The following is a 15,240-nucleotide window of genomic DNA, read 5'->3' on the forward strand; positions in this document are numbered from 1 at the left end:
GGTGGCCGGGTTCAGGTCATGCAGTCGGCAATAATGCTTTTTAGACAATCCACTCTGTTGCCAGGCGTCGAGATGTTGTTGCCGTTCACTGTGAGAATACTGTTTTGTCATATTTTGCCTCAGGTTCATTGTATTGAATGAAGGCAGCATGTGGCAGCAGAGTTTTGTTAACAATATGAGTTCGCCGGACGCTTACGGTGAAGGCGTTGGCGGCGGGGAGGTTCCTTTCAGAGGGGTGCTCTGAAACGCGCACTTGCGGGAACCGGTGCGCTTGGGTGTGTGCTCTGCGAGCACATTTAGCAAGATGATTATAGGACAACGAAAGACCGTTGCAAGAAGGTTCTGGTGGTGTGGTTATTGGTGGAATGCTGTGGCAAAAATATTTTTTATACTGTTCTAATTTGTACCCAGTCTGGCATCCCCACTCCCCTGAAACCAATCAATTCTGATAGTCAGCTGAGTGTCAAGCTGTATCATGCAATGTAATATCGTGAATATTTATTATATATCTAACCTGCTAATTACGAGTCCCTTTGCATCTGGGGTAGTTCTGGCACCCCCAAAACGGCCCGTGCTTACCCGAACGACGACGCATTAAAGAACCACAGCGTGGACAATTTGGCACAACAGTTGTCGATCTAACATGGTTCGAAGTTCTATTAGGTAATGCACTACCTGATAGCTTAGAAGGAGGAATTATTGGTTGTGGTAATGGTTTAATGGGTAGTATTACAGAAGAGACTGGTACAGATAAGCCTAATTCTTTTAAATCATGCTCCGCCTGAGCGCGAATATTGATTGCCTTACATAGGGCACTATCAGATCGTGTTTTACTAGGTAAATCTTTCAGAGACACTTTGGCATTTTTAAGCATTACCAAGCCATTACGGATGATGTTTTCTAGTTTTACTTTCTCAACAGAATACTGTCCATATAATATTTTTTCGTCTGTAGCATCTTGAACATTCGATTTTTGATTATATGTGAATTTTGACTCCTTCCCTTTCCGCCAATCTAACAGCTTTTCCGTCATAACCTTACCAAACCCTGGCACACGCAGCACATCTGTGCGATTAATATCTGCTGCAGTTTCAATCCCGAATGATATTAGCGTTGCAGTTTTTGCAGGTCCTATTCCGGATATTTTAGCTTTTCGAATAGAAAAGCTGTCCAAATAAAATTTTAACTGACGCTCTTTTCGACTAGACTTTAATATAGCTAGATCACGGACTAATGCAATATCTTGTCCTTTATATCTGGCAATTGAGACATCAAGGCTTTCACGAATTTTAATAAACTCTATCAATCCATTACGCTGTAAAAATGCATCTAATTCATGCTGTACTAGATTGTCAGCTTCTTTAAAATGATTAATAAATTTAAATTTATCTAATTTACGATTAGAAAAAAAAGAATATCCCCATATCGCAATACCTATCCATATATAAAAAACTGAAGGTAAATATGTAAAACCCAAAAGAGCTCCACCTATCATTAGGAGCCCTAATAAAGCACGACTAAATCCGCCACTTTTGGCTGCTATAAGCGCGTCACTTCGACTTTTTACAGGTGAAGGAGAGGGTAACAAATCCTCTAGAGTGGGAAAATAGAACATTTGTATTTCCCTGATGGCTTGTTCTGTTCCGCTTGCATCAGTTGCAATATTAGAAAATATTGCAGATCTGTCAGGAAACATGTCAAACTGACTGCTGGCAGACAACTTGCACCAAACACATCCTTTCGCCTTACTGGGATAGTAATGTGTCTTAATTGTATTACAGCTACTTAATGAGGATTCAAGCGTCGTTAGGATTTGAATCCATGCTTTTGCATTTGGACGAGCGCCAGGTGCTAGGCCAAATGCTTGTTCGAAAGCATGGGCTAAGACATCTGGGAAAAGATCAAGTGTTAAAGATCCTGGTGGTGATATTGTTTGTGTTTCATTTTGTCGAATCAGAGAAAATGCAAAACGATTTTGAGCGATAGCTTCGCTCATTGATATATCAGGCCCACTATAGCGCCCTGCGTATGGATGACGACCCATGAATAAAAGATGAAAGATCGCGACAGCAAGACCAAAATTATCATGTTCAATCGTTCTTTCAACTAATGCGAGATTTTTACCGTGAAGTTCAGGCGGCGTGAACTCAGGAACACCAACAACACAGTGATAAGTTATACCTTTTAGATAGAACTGGAAACTATCTGCATCAATCAGAGCGATGGTTGCATCCTGAGCGACCAATATACCTGAATGGTTCAAATCACCTATTACGCCCCCATCTTGGTGCACTTTACCCACTGCTCGAGCTACATTTAATGCTGCCCGAACAAGGAATCGATAGTCAGATTTAGGGAAATGACGCAAACGTGATTTAGGGCTATATAGCTCATGCAATGGATGATAGCCTGAAACAAATCGCATGACGAAACCAAGAAACTTACCCGTTTTATCGGTGACAATCTCTCTGGGATACGCTATCAGATTAGTTTTACTGTAAAGGGCTGTATCAACCATAGCGCGAACTTTACCTTCGCGCTCCGAGCGTTTATTAACGTTATAGATTTTGACTACTATTTCAGGACGGTTGTTTATCTTGTAAACTTCACCCTCACCACCCTTTCCAATCAACTCAGCAACAGAAACTTGCTCACTTCCTATAACAATTTCCTGCATGCTTACTTTCCTGAAATAAGGATCAAAGTCTTATCGTCATCTGTGCGCTCGCAAACTGATGGACTGCCAAGAAACGTAGCCAATTGATTTGACAACTTCACAAGTCGTCCCTCACCTGATGCATTATCTATGGGACGCATCATTGGTTCAAAAAAAGGGGAATGTGCCGTCTTCTCATGATGTGATAATGCGAGATCACCCACACCATCAGAAAACAAGGCATAAGCATCATAAATATGCTGCCAACGTTGTATGTTGAGACGGGGAGCTGGGCTATCTGTTATGAAATAAGTAGTGGACGCGTATTCTCCATTTTCTGGCCAACACATTGTCTCCCATTCTGTTCCTTTTCTAGCGACAATAGCGCTATCACCAATGTGTAAAGTCAACACTTCATCAGTTGATATAAGCACAGCCGCCAAGGTGGCAGCAAACTGTCTAGGCACGCTATTTCTACGATCAGCTAGCGTAAAAATAAGGTCGCGCAAATCGTCAATCCAGTCCATTAACTCTTCGTCAGAAGGTAGATCAGGATTAGTACGTAACCGTTCCCTGAAACGAACGGTTAAGAAACGGCATGTAAGCCACGCTCCGTATGCGCCAAATTCTGCACTTCCCGCACCATCTGATACCACAGCAAAAAGCGCTGAGTATCCAATACGTGATACTGCGCAAGCATCTTGCAATTTATGACCAGATCGAATGTGCGAGGTGCCTATTACTGAAGCTGACGCCCATTTCCAAACCACTTACCATTACCCCGCGGTGGCCCATCCATCCGGAGCGGTTGGGTTCTCAAGAGGAACAACATCGCCCGGGTTAGACTGTGAAACTGCACTTAGAGAACTGGATAGCCATTGAAATAACTCTTTGAACGCCAATCCCCTGAGTTTGAGAGGTTGCCGTGTTGCGATGTGTTTAAGAACGTTCATGTCCGCTTGTTCCACACCAACAGCGTAAAACATAAACTCCTTGCGTTCTTCACCTTCATGGACACGGCGCCTAGCCTCATCCCAATTATCAGTGGGGGCTCCATCTGTAATCAAGAATACCCATGGACGATAGTATTTCACGCCATTTTCACGATATCTCTGCTTACGTTGCTGCAGCATGTTTAACCCAGTCACAATGGCCTCCCCCATTGGGGTTGCATTATTTGCTTCAAGCGCCTCGGGGTAGAAAGTGTCAACAGTAACAAAATCAGACTTCACCTCAACAGGGCCAAAAGTGACAACTGCTAGCTCAACTCGTTTTGCTGCCATGGGGTCATTGGAAAGTTCTGTTCGAAGCGTCACAAGCCCTTCATTCAGTTGTGCGATAGGCGCTCCGCTCATTGAATACGATGTATCCAGAAGAAGAATTACTGGACATCTTTGTTCAGGATTCACTGCAAACTCTGCATCGCCAAAAGGCTGTTGTTCAAAATTATCCATTTCTTTTCCTTGGAGTAAGAACGTTAAGGAATATTGATACCGATCACTGGTGTTCTTATCAACGAAGTCAGACACAACTGACCATTATCGCACCTAGTCAAAATGATTAAACAAACTCAGTGACTAAATGGTGTTTGGCCTTGATGCAGTGCAGATCCCAAACTTGCCCAGTCAGCATACATTTAGATGCTACTATACAGGCTAAAATAGGTGTAAGCACCCACCTTTTAATACCACAATTTTTTTGAAAATTCTGCATTTTAAATCCCATTCCAATATCAGTTCATGCACACGGTGCAATCTCCTTTTCTCGCTACTCGTTAACAATCGAATTCAAAAATAGAAATTAGTCGCTTTACTGGCTCTATAAGAGCCGATATCAAGCAAAAGCTGCGTTTTCCAGGCTGTCAGCCCGGCTATGCCGTTCTGACAGCCATGTTTAAGCGTGTTTCTTGTTAGGCAGCGTCAAGGGTACGCTACGCCGGGATGAATCCCGCCCTTGACCCCGCGCTGTGACAGTTCTTCTGTTTTGGGCGGGTTTTGGGGTTCGGTGGCCTGTTCCCGCCACTGGTCGAGTCTGTCAGCCCATTCCTGCATCATGGTTCTGCGTTGTTCAACGTATTCCGCATGGTTGTAGGTGGCTCTGATCTGGTCTTTGTCGCTGTGGGAGAGTTGGGCTTCGATCCATTCTTTAGGGTAGCCGAGTTCGTTTAAGGCAGTTGAGAGGGTGGCGCGAATGCCGTGCCCGGTGAGTTTGTCTTTGTAGCCCATTCTGCGTAACCCTGAGTTGAGGGTGTTTTCACTGATAGGGAATTTAGGTTCGCTGCGATGTGTGAGGAGGTAGGTCTGGGAGGCAAAGCGCATGTCGAGCAGTTCCCGAATGACTTGAACGGCCTGACGTGAGAGCGGGACAAGGTAGGGCGGTATTTCTGTGCTGCTGGTGCGGACTCTTTTCTGGAGTTGTTTGACGGTTTCGGCGGGAACTTTCCACAGGGCATGTTCCAGGTCGAAATGTTCGGGTCTGGCCTGGCGCAGTTCACCCGTGCGAACGCCGGTCAACAGTAGAAGCCTTAGGCCGAGTTGGGTCTGGCGGGAGCCTTGATAGTGGTGAAGCTGGTGGAGGAAGGCGGGAAGTTCCTGGATGCGCAGGAAGGGGTTATGCAGGGTGGGTTTTTGCGGTAAGGCGATGATGTCGAGGTCGGCGGCGGGGTTGGTGTCAATGTGGCCTTCTGCGATGGCGTGGCGGAAGAGTTCGTTGAGCCAGCTTCGGACTTTTTCCGCAATGGAGAGGGCGCCGCGTTTTTCAATTTTGCGCTGAACGGCAAGAACATGCTGGCGGGTGATGGTGTTAAGGGGAAGCGTACCCAATAGAGGCAGCATGTCGATTCGCAGGTAGCGTTCGATCTGGATGGCGGTACTCTGGCGGCGGTTGGCAATACCCAGTCGTTTGAGTTTGAACGCTTTCCAGTGTTGGGCGTAGTCGGCAAAGCGGATGCCTACGGTTTCGGGCTGATGCGGTTGTGGGGTGGCGTGAGGGTGAGTAGCTCTGTTCGGTTGTGCGGGTGTGGGTTGGGGGGTGCGGCAGGTGCGCGGGTCGATGCCGTTGGCTAACAGGTCGTGGGCCTGCTGGCGCAGGGATCGGGCTTTTTTGAGGTCGATGGTGGGATAGGTGCCAAAGGAGATGCGTTTCTGGCGGCCTTGCCAGTAGAAGCGGAAGAGCCAGTTTTTGGTGCCGTTGCTGTTGATGTTGAGATACAGCCCTCCTCCATCTTTGAAGGTGTAGGGTTTACGGGCAGCTTTGGCACGGCGAATGGTCAGGTCGGTCAGGTGAGCCATGGCGGGTTCCTCGTTGTCTGTTTGTTCCGGTTGTGGGTCGTGGTGACGGGGAACAGGTAACAGACAGACACCGAGCGAAAGGCCCGTACTCTCTGCTGATGAGGAAAGGTGTCCGATGGACTTGTTGGGTCCGTGCGATGGACTTGTCAGTGGACTTATTTGTACTGGTTTTGAGTACTTTCCAGTGCTGCTGGATGGAACTCACTGATCAGGTTTACGCTTTTATTTCAGTGAGTTGTGGTGCTCAAAGGCACGCACTGGAAGGAGAAATGGAGCGGGAAACGAGACTCGAACTCGCGACCCCGACCTTGGCAAGGTCGTGCTCTACCAACTGAGCTATTCCCGCATTAATCAGAATTTGCTGATTTTTTTGAATCTTACGGCAAGTTCTCATTGCCGTTCGATGCGCTGCATTCTACTTGCCTGACATAATGAGTCAATAACATTGTTCATGCACTGCGTTCGTTTGCCGTTTTTTATAGCGTATTGATCACGGTTCCTGCAAATCCTTGCGCGCTGCATGCAAGTATTGAAACATCGACCAGAAAGTCAGTACCGCAGCAATATACAGCAGCACAAATGCCACATACTCAACAGTGCGATCGGGCCGCCACAGCAGCCCCACAAGCGACACCATCTGAGCCGTTGTTTTTACTTTACCAATCCACGAAACTGCAACGCTGCTACGCTTGCCTATTTCTGCCATCCATTCGCGCAACGACGAGATAATAATCTCACGGGCGATCATGGTAGCTGCAGGTAACGTTATCCACCAAGTATGGTAATACTCAGCCACCAGCACTAGCGCCATCGCAACCATCACTTTATCCGCAACGGGATCGAGGAAAGCGCCAAAGCGTGTTGTTTGCTTCCAGCGGCGCGCTAAAAAGCCGTCAAACCAATCGGTTATCGCCGCAAACACAAAGATCACAGCGCAAACTACCGGAGCCCAAGTGAACGGCAGATAAAACGCCAGCACGAAAAATGGGATCAGAATCACGCGGAACAGGGTAAGCCAAGTCGGTATATTCAATTGCATAATGCTACGGTAACTGTCTGGCTGGAGTGGAAATTAAGAGTATGTTGCTACATTGCCCTCAGTGTTTCAATGCATTGTAGATCTTTTCTGCCAATGCTTGTGAAATACCCGGCACTTTTGCAATTTCCTCAACGCTGGCGTTCAATAATGGTTGAAGTCCACCCATATACTTCAACAGCACCTGACGCCGTTTTGGCCCAACGCCTTCGATCAACTCCAAGGCACTGGTGTTTTTAACTTTTGCCCGCTTCTGACGATGGCCAGCGATCGCATGGTTGTGTGAATCATCACGAATATGCTGGATCACATGCAATGCGGGTGAATCTGGCGGCAGTGAAATCCCCTCACCTTCCGGCACAAAGAACAGGGTTTCTAACCCGGGTTTACGATCGCTACCTTTGGCTATGCCGATCAGCAACGGCCGGCTTTTGTCCCAGGTGACATTCAGCGAATTGAATACCTCGATCGCCATGCCCAGTTGCCCCTTGCCACCATCAATAAAGATCACATCAGGGATCTTTTGCTCTTCTAACGCTTTACCATAGCGGCGTTTCAATACTTGCGTCATCGCCGCATAGTCATCGCCCGGCGTAATGCCCGTGATATTGTAACGACGATATTCTGAACGCAGCGGCCCATTGCCATCGAACACGACACAGGATGCTACCGTCTGCTCACCCATGGTGTGGCTGATATCAAAACACTCCATCCGGTTAATCTCGGAAAGGTTGAGCAATTTTGCCAGTTCCACCAAGCGCTGATGAATTGTCGATTGCTGGGAAAGCTTGGTGGTCAGCGCCACCGAGGCGTTAGTCCGTGCCAGTTTTAGGTAACGGGCACGATCGCCGCGCGGCTTGCTCTGAATCTGGATCTTGCGCCCAGCCACTTCACTCAGTGAGTCCGCTAATAGGTCTTTATCCGGCAGGTTGAAGTCCAACAAAATTTCAGCCGGTAAAGTGCGCGCCTGGCTACCCTGCAAATAAAACTGCCCCACAAAAGTCTGCACCACTTCACTCAAATCTGTGCCACCCGGCACCTTCGGGAAATAGCTGCGGCTGCCCAGCACTTTGCCCTGGCGTATGAACAACACGTGCAAACAGGCTATTCCTGCATCAAAGGACACGCCAATGACATCCAGATCGTCGCTATTGCCTGAAACAAACTGTTTCTCGGTAACACGGCGTACCGCCTGGATCTGATCGCGAATGCGTGCCGCTTCTTCAAAATTGAGTTCTCGACTGGCATTTTCCATCCGTTCAATCAGCTGATGCAAGACCTGCTGATCTTTACCGGACAGGAATAAACGCACGTAATCTACCTGCTGCTGATACTCTTCTTTACTGACCAACCCAGAGACACATGGCCCCAGGCAGCGGCCAATCTGGTACTGCAAGCATGGGCGGGAACGGTTGCGATAGACACTATTTTCACACTGGCGGATCGGGAACAACTTTTGCAAAAGTGCCAATGTTTCACGTACGGCATAAGAATTAGGGAACGGGCCAAAGTATTCGCCTTTGGCATGTTTAGCTCCGCGGTGCACGGCAAGCCGCGGATGAACATCGGCACTCAGGAATATTAGCGGGTAAGACTTATCATCACGCAGAAGAACATTATATCGTGGTTGATATAACTTAATGTAATTATGCTCTAGAATTAACGCTTCCTTTTCCGTATGCGTAACGGTAACGTCTATTTGTACGATATTTTTGACTAACGTCTCCGTTTTACGGCTGCTGACTTGAGCACGGAAGTAACTGGCGAGACGCTTCTTCAGATCTTTGGCTTTACCAACGTAGATCACCGTACCCGTAGCGTCATACATACGATAGACGCCTGGCTGGCTGGTTACGGTTTTAAGAAATGCCTGAGCATCGAAAGGGTCACTCACTGCTTAACAACGTCTCCGCATTGAACAACCCGTGACGTATCGCCAGGTGAGTCAACTCAACATCGCCGCTAATGTTCAGCTTGCTGAACATACGGTAACGATAACTATTCACCGTTTTCGGGCTGAGATTCAATTGCTCAGAGATCTCGTTCACTTTTTTCCCTTTGGTGATCATCAGCATAATTTGCAGTTCACGTTCAGAGAGCATACTGAACGGGTTCTCCGCCTGTGGTTCCAATTGGCTCAAGGCCATCTGTTGCGCAATATCGGAAGCAATATAACGCTGGCCAGCATGTACTGAACGGATAGCGTTAACCACCTCCTGCGGCGCAGCACCTTTGCTCAAATAACCAGCAGCACCAGCCTGCATCACCTTGGCAGGTAACGGATTCTCAGTATGAATAGTCAGCATGATGACCTTGATATCGGGCGCGTAACGAACAATCTTGCGGGTGGCTTCCAGCCCCCCTATACCCGGCATATTCATATCCATCAAAACGATATCAGCGGAGTTACTTCGGCACCATTTAACGGCATCTTCACCGCATTGGGCCTCACCAACAACTTTTATGCCTTTGATATCTTCTAGAATGCGTCGTATCCCTGCGCGCACCAGTTCGTGGTCATCAACAAGAAGAACGCTAATCAAGGAAAATTCTCCAAAATAAGGGAGTAACGCAATCAATCAGCCTCTGACATCTAAACAGATATTACTTGGTTTTCAGCAAAGAATGAATACAGATTAATACTTACTCACGATTAACTCTGCGGAACAGGCCAAACTTTTCAAACTTTAGTCTGCTGCGACACCATTAATCTGCTCAGACACGGATGAAAATCTGTCGTATCAATTAGCAGCAACTCTGAACAGTATCTTCCTATGATACGCCATTTTACTCTCTTTGGCGGCAAATTTATTGTAAGTTATCGCTATCCACAATAATATTGACACCGTCAATCATCACACATAACCATATGAATTACAAAAAGATAACAAAGTATTGCCATTTTTTTTCCACGTAGAAATCGCTGTGGCAAAACCATTATTCAGAACACAAAGCCGCCACGAACGCCGAAACCGAGCTCATTTCAATTAAAATACCCGGCTTCACTCTTCCATCTCACACGGGCCAAATACTTGGTCAAGCTTCCGAATTACACCAACGATATACTTCAGTGAGCCGTAGCGATAAAGACATATCTATTCGCTAACCTTGGGTAATCAGGAGCAGTAATTACAGCACAAGCCTTACACAGTAGCCATACCTTCCCAACGGCAAACCCGCGCTGTACCGCTCCTTCACTAGACGTCATCCTCCCTTGCTATGCTATACTTCGCGCCCACCTGAGTGCACTGCGGTTAGCCAGAGTGACTCGGCAACCGGCAAATGTGCATCAACCTGCATTTAGCTTCGGGCTTCAGCCTTGAACTAAGGAGAAAAAATGAGCAACGTTGACTTCACTACTTCTGCAGATCCGCAAGCGCTAGCAACAGAAGTCGCCTGCCTTAAAGCCACTCTGACACTGATCCTGAAAGCGATTGGCCAGGCAGATGCGGGTAAGGTTATCATCAATCTGGAGCGCTTAGCTGCTCAGGTTGATGATCCTGCCCAAGCTGAAATTTTTAAAAATAGCATTCAGCAGATCAAGCACGCCTATCGCCAGTAATCCCAAGTCGTGTTATCAGGCTGCCTTTGCGTGAGCCTGATACTGCGCGAAACGCCCTGCCTCGACTTTGCTTTACCACCACATTACCCGATAGCGCACGCTCGGGAAAAACGTTGAGGATGCTACACATGCAGGATCCCGGCAGCAATAGCTGGGCCTGCACGCCAACCGCCCCACAGACTCTCCCCCTTTCTTATTGATAAAGCAATGCTATATCCCTTAGACAATAGCAATCTTATGACAAAAACAAGATCACTACCCTGTAAAAATCAAATAAACGAGATAAACTGGGGAAAATCTCCTTTCAAATCCATTCATCACAATAGGACTACTCTTAATTAATCAATAAACATTTAATGAGATTATTATTACTCTTTTATTTCTATCATTTAATTATTAATATCAAGTTGAAACATCCCCTGTACCTTTAGCGATCGCATCGGTCTGCTGCTTATCAAAAGCCAATACTGAATTTTAGCATTTCCGCTATCAATACCTCGAGATGATCCATAGAGTCTCGCCTCTGTCGAGCAATGACAGCATGATATCACTCTACAGGCCTATCTAAACAATTTACAAAATTGATGAATGAATATTATCAATACCATTTTTTAATGAAAAAGAAATTGATAAATAGCAATGGAAAACGGCCACATATGCAATAAATGGCCGTTAGAACGCTAATATTTGTTGGCCATGACAAATCGCAATCGGCATCATCGGGGCCTGCCTGGCTTATTCATCACCGCCACGCGGCATGCCGGTTCTTGACCGGTGTTTGTCTACCGCAGGCTTTTTATGATGGGCTTTTAACAACGCACGCTGAATTAACCTCAGTAGCAGAGGCATTAGTAGTAGACACAGACCTAATGTAATCAGAGCCTTTATCATTGTTCATCTGCCTGTACTTTTTACCACTGGCTTTAAGTATAGCAGTTTTATTGCTCCATCTTTGAGGGAGCCAGCAACGCCAAGGCTTCGACCCTTGCAGGGGTCAGCGGCACTCGAGGGGTGGACAACGGCCAGTCAAACAAATGACGCGCCGCAGCACCGCAAATCTTCCCTTGGCAAGCCCCCATACCACAGCGGCTCCCAAGTTTAGCGCTAGCCCAATCCGTATACTCACTCACTTGGCCCAGTTGCACGTCCTCACAGCGGCACAACAGCGTATCGGGTAGCGCCAACGCTTTCAGTGCCGGATGCAGGGAAAAAGCCTGCGCTACCGCCATGGCAAAACGTTGCCACCGAGCACGCAACGCCATCTGTTGCAACGCCTTTTCATTATTCTCTGTCGCGGCATAACCTGCGATAGCGCCTTCCACCAAGGCCAATTCGCTGCCGCCAACCCCGGTGCATTCACCGGCAGCAAATATCTGCTTTACGCTGGTTTGCTGCCAGCGATCAACCGCCACCGCCTCATCAACGATGCGGCACCCTAATAACAGGGCCAGCTCGATATTGGCCACCAGGCCAAAACCGCAGGCTAGCCGATCGCAGCCTAAGGTATATATCCGCTTTCCCTGCCGGACCTGTACGGACTCAATGCGTTCCACGCCCTCTGCCGCTATAACTTGGCTACTGGTCCGATAATGGCGGTTAGCCAGCGTGAAAGCCTGACGCAGCTTCGTTGGCCAGCGCCACAGCTCACAGCTGAATGCCAACATACGCCGAAGGCTAGCCTGTTCGGCCAGCAACACGACTTCCCCACCGGCCTTAACCACGCTGTTGGCTACCGCCAGCAACAACGGCCCGCTGCCAGCAATCGCCACGCGTAACCCTTTAACAGATAAACCATTTTTTATTTGTGCTTGTAACCCCCCTGCACCACTGACGCCAGGCAGCGTCCAGCCGGGGAAAGGCAGCAGCAGTTCACGCGCACCGCAGCATAAAATCAGCCGTTGATAGCTAATCAGCCCATACTCTTGCGCACTTTCATACAGAATCTGCCGCCCGCCATATTGGGCAACCACCCGCGAAGCGTTAAGCAACTTCACATGGTTCAAACCCTGCAATGCCTGCCGATATTCTGTGGCAACGGCAGGTAGCTGCACTGCTGGGCCATCGCGCCAGATTTGCCCTCCTGGGCGTGGATTATCGTCAAGTACCACGATACTTTTCCCACTCTCGGCTGCGGCACGGGCGGCGGCCATCCCTGCAGGCCCCGCCCCGATAATCAGCACCTCACAGTCAAAATCACGCATTTTTACTCCTTTCGATATGCATGCCTGATTGACACAAAGTCTGGCATGCTAAGCGGCGCTGGCCGTTGATCGTAACCCGACACTCCTGGCAGATACCCATACCGCAGAATGCCGCACGTGGCTGCTGCGTGATCGAGTATCGGCAAACATCCAGACCGCTCAGGCTGAGTGCAACAGCCACGCTGCAGCCATCGGAAACAAGAATGCTCTGTCCATCAACGGTTAAACGAATCTGACTCATATCGCGGGCTCCTCGGCAATGAACATACGTGCGGCCCTGTATGGGCTATCATCGATTTCCGGGCGGTGATTGTGGATCTGTGCACCGATCAACGCCGCGCTGCCCAGCGCCGTGGTGACACCCAGCCCTTCATGACCCAGCGCCAGCCATAGCCAGGCATGGTGCGGATGTGGCCCCAACAAGGGCAAGCCATCAGCAGTGGCGGCACGAAAACCACTCCAGCAGCGGATAATATTCATTTGGGCCAGCGCGGGTAAAAAATGCTTGGCCCGTGCCAGCATTGCGGCCAGTAGCGGCATATCGATAGCGGGTTCGAGAGAGCCAAACTGACGTGAAGAGCCTATCAGCAACTGGCCGGTTGGCCGCGGTTGTACATTAAATGCGACCGAAGTGCCGCTGCCAGCATGGGCGCTGGCACCATAACCGAGCTCCACCAGTTGATGTTTGACCTGCGGTGGATAGCGATCGGTAATCGCCAAATGCCCTTTCTTGGCACGCAACAGCGGCTGCGCTAAAAGTTGGTTAGCCTGTAAACCACAGGCCAGTATCACTACCGGCGCGGTCAGTTTCTTCCCGCCCGTCAGCACTACCGTTTCCTGATCTAATGCTTCCACCTGGCCGTAAAGAGTCGTTATCTGCTCTGCGGCGCTGGCAACCAGCCAGCGGGCAACGTTCGGGGCGTAGACGATCCCATCACTCGCCACCCGCAATCCCCCGGCCAGACCACCGCGCAGCATCGGTTCCCCGGCGGCTACCTGTGCTGCTGTCAGGATTTCACTGGCAACGCCGCTTTCCGCCAAGCGCCGCTGCTTCAGTTCGGCAATCGCCATCTCATCCTGATGCTCCGCCAACCACAGCGTGCCACAACCGCGCCAGGCACAATTCTGCGGCAGGCGCTCCACCACATTCCGCCACAAATGCAGCGAATAAGCACTGAGCGCCAGTTCTGCCGGATTATCATCCATACATACCAGGTGCCCCATGCCTGCGGCAGTTGCACCAGGCCGCCGATTATCCACTACCAGAACCCGATATCCCTGCTGTGCCAACTGCCAGGCGCAGGCTGCCCCGATAATCCCAGCACCGACGACGATAACATCCGCTACCGCCATTAGCGGATCCCCCAGACAAAGGGATCGCGTTCATCCAGCAGCAGTTGGCTGTCGGCACAGACAAACGCCTGTCCACGAATGAAAGGGATAATTTCGTCACCTTTGGGTTGATAGAAGGCGCTGAATTCACTGCCAATCACGCTGGCCTGTCGCCAGAGGGTATCCGGCAACAGCTTACCGTCTGCAGCCAGGCAGGCCAGCTTGGCACTGGTGCCGGTGCCACAGGGTGAACGATCGTAGACTTTGCCAGGGCACAGCACAAAGTTACGGCTATCGGCATGGTCATCAGGCCCAAAAAGCTCAATATGATCAATAACTCCCCCCTGCTCACCATGAATACCGGCCAGTTCGAGTGCCTGACGCACGGCCCAACAGAACGCCGTCAGCTTGTCGATATTATGGTGGGCAATCTCCAGTGAATGATCGGCGATCAGGAAGAACCAGTTGCCTCCCCAGGCGATATCGCCCACGACGCAGCCATATCCCGCCACCTCAACGGTCACCCGTTGACGGAAACGATAAGCGGGCACATTCTCCACCGTAACGCTGCCGTCGGTATGCAGCGTGGCGTTAACCGTACCCACCGGTGTTTCAATCAGATGTTTGCCGGCACCAATCTGCCCCAAATAGGCCAGCGAGGCGATCAGGCCGATAGTGCCATGGCCGCACATGCCCAGATAGCCAGCGTTATTGAAGAAGATCACACCCGCGATAGCCTGTGGCGAACAAGGCTGGCACAGCAATGCCCCCACCAGCACGTCATTACCCCGTGGTTCCAGAATGATCGCACTGCGCCAGTCATCGTAATGTTGCGCAAAGCGTGCCTTGCGTTCTGCCATCGTGCCCGTGCCCAGATCGGGAAAGCCGTCAATGATCAAGCGGGTCGGTTCACCACCGGTATGGGAATCAATCGCCCGCAGCGCGGTCAGGTGCGAAGGTCGGTTCATCAAGCTCTCCAGGTTAAGGAAATGTTATCAACACGCCCCAGCCTGCCTGAACGTCCCACTGACAGCTTGATGTCTTTCAGCGTAAGCCATGCCGAAATCAGCACAATCATTCACCTGTACCCTTCGTGATAACGCATTGAAAAAACTCACGCAGTGTAAAAAATAATATTATTTATCAATAGACTAAAAACCCAC

Annotated in this window: 13 protein-coding genes and 1 tRNA gene; 1 reads left to right on the forward strand and 13 read right to left on the reverse strand. The window is 49.3% G+C overall.

Going from position 1 to position 15,240, the window contains the following annotated elements:
• From tnpA to uvrY, 9 genes are all read right to left on the reverse strand, one after another.
• On the reverse strand, positions 1-150 hold a 150-nt coding region (gene tnpA / locus BMI79_RS24575; protein WP_425272352.1), incomplete at its 3' end, for an IS66 family insertion sequence element accessory protein TnpA.
• A gap of 367 nt (positions 151-517) precedes the next feature.
• Positions 518-2,677: a helix-hairpin-helix domain-containing protein gene (locus BMI79_RS10415; protein WP_076942083.1), complete on the reverse strand. Its 2,160-nt coding sequence runs from the start codon at positions 2,675-2,677 to the stop codon at positions 518-520.
• Positions 2,678-2,679: 2 nt separating this feature from the next.
• Positions 2,680-3,426, reverse strand: coding sequence for a PP2C family serine/threonine-protein phosphatase (locus BMI79_RS10420; RefSeq protein ID WP_076942084.1), 747 nt, complete (start codon positions 3,424-3,426; stop codon positions 2,680-2,682).
• Positions 3,427-3,432: 6 nt separating this feature from the next.
• Positions 3,433-4,110, reverse strand: a complete 678-nt coding sequence (locus BMI79_RS10425) for a vWA domain-containing protein (protein WP_076942085.1) — start codon at positions 4,108-4,110, stop codon at positions 3,433-3,435.
• A 465-nt stretch (positions 4,111-4,575) separates the two neighbouring features.
• Positions 4,576-5,946 carry a tyrosine-type recombinase/integrase gene (locus BMI79_RS10430; RefSeq protein WP_076942086.1) on the reverse strand — a complete coding sequence of 457 codons (1,371 nt, stop codon included), beginning with the start codon at positions 5,944-5,946 and terminating at the stop codon, positions 4,576-4,578.
• Positions 5,947-6,216: 270 nt separating this feature from the next.
• Positions 6,217-6,292: transfer RNA gene (locus BMI79_RS10435), tRNA-Gly, on the reverse strand.
• A 144-nt stretch (positions 6,293-6,436) separates the two neighbouring features.
• A complete protein-coding gene (gene pgsA, locus BMI79_RS10440) occupies positions 6,437-6,985 on the reverse strand; it encodes a CDP-diacylglycerol--glycerol-3-phosphate 3-phosphatidyltransferase (RefSeq protein WP_076942087.1) in 549 nt (182 codons plus the stop codon).
• 58 nt (positions 6,986-7,043) lie between these two features.
• The gene (uvrC, locus tag BMI79_RS10445; RefSeq protein WP_076942088.1) at positions 7,044-8,876 is read right to left on the reverse strand and encodes an excinuclease ABC subunit UvrC; all 1,833 of its coding nucleotides are present in this window, start codon (positions 8,874-8,876) and stop codon (positions 7,044-7,046) included.
• Entirely contained in the window at positions 8,869-9,525 is a 657-nt protein-coding gene (gene uvrY, locus BMI79_RS10450; protein WP_076942089.1) for a UvrY/SirA/GacA family response regulator transcription factor, read from the reverse strand. The genes uvrC and uvrY overlap by 8 nt, the downstream gene beginning before the upstream one ends.
• Before the next feature lie 794 nt (positions 9,526-10,319).
• Here uvrY and BMI79_RS10455 point away from each other — a divergent pair.
• Positions 10,320-10,544: a DUF2594 family protein gene (locus BMI79_RS10455; RefSeq protein ID WP_076942090.1), complete on the forward strand. Its 225-nt coding sequence runs from the start codon at positions 10,320-10,322 to the stop codon at positions 10,542-10,544.
• Between the two features lie 938 nt (positions 10,545-11,482).
• On the opposite strand, the gene BMI79_RS10460 is transcribed toward BMI79_RS10455, so the two are convergent.
• Genes BMI79_RS10460 through BMI79_RS10475 form a run of 4 tightly spaced genes read right to left on the reverse strand, consistent with a single transcriptional unit; the run spans position 11,483 to position 15,045 of the window.
• Positions 11,483-12,745 (reverse strand): NAD(P)/FAD-dependent oxidoreductase, encoded by a 1,263-nt coding sequence (locus BMI79_RS10460; RefSeq protein WP_076942091.1) that lies wholly within the window; start codon positions 12,743-12,745, stop codon positions 11,483-11,485.
• Complete coding sequence (locus tag BMI79_RS10465) at positions 12,738-12,986, reverse strand: (2Fe-2S)-binding protein (protein ID WP_083704419.1); 249 nt, start codon at positions 12,984-12,986, stop codon at positions 12,738-12,740. Before BMI79_RS10465 ends, BMI79_RS10460 begins: the two co-directional genes overlap by 8 nt.
• Complete coding sequence (locus BMI79_RS10470) at positions 12,983-14,098, reverse strand: NAD(P)/FAD-dependent oxidoreductase (RefSeq protein ID WP_076942092.1); 1,116 nt, start codon at positions 14,096-14,098, stop codon at positions 12,983-12,985. The genes BMI79_RS10465 and BMI79_RS10470 overlap by 4 nt, the downstream gene beginning before the upstream one ends.
• A complete protein-coding gene (locus BMI79_RS10475) occupies positions 14,098-15,045 on the reverse strand; it encodes a 4-hydroxyproline epimerase (protein ID WP_076942093.1) in 948 nt (315 codons plus the stop codon). The genes BMI79_RS10470 and BMI79_RS10475 overlap by 1 nt, the downstream gene beginning before the upstream one ends.
• Positions 15,046-15,240 lie beyond the last annotated feature (195 nt).

Origin of the sequence: Serratia oryzae (genome assembly GCF_001976145.1) — a bacterium.
Lineage (GTDB): Bacteria > Pseudomonadota > Gammaproteobacteria > Enterobacterales > Enterobacteriaceae > Chania > Chania oryzae.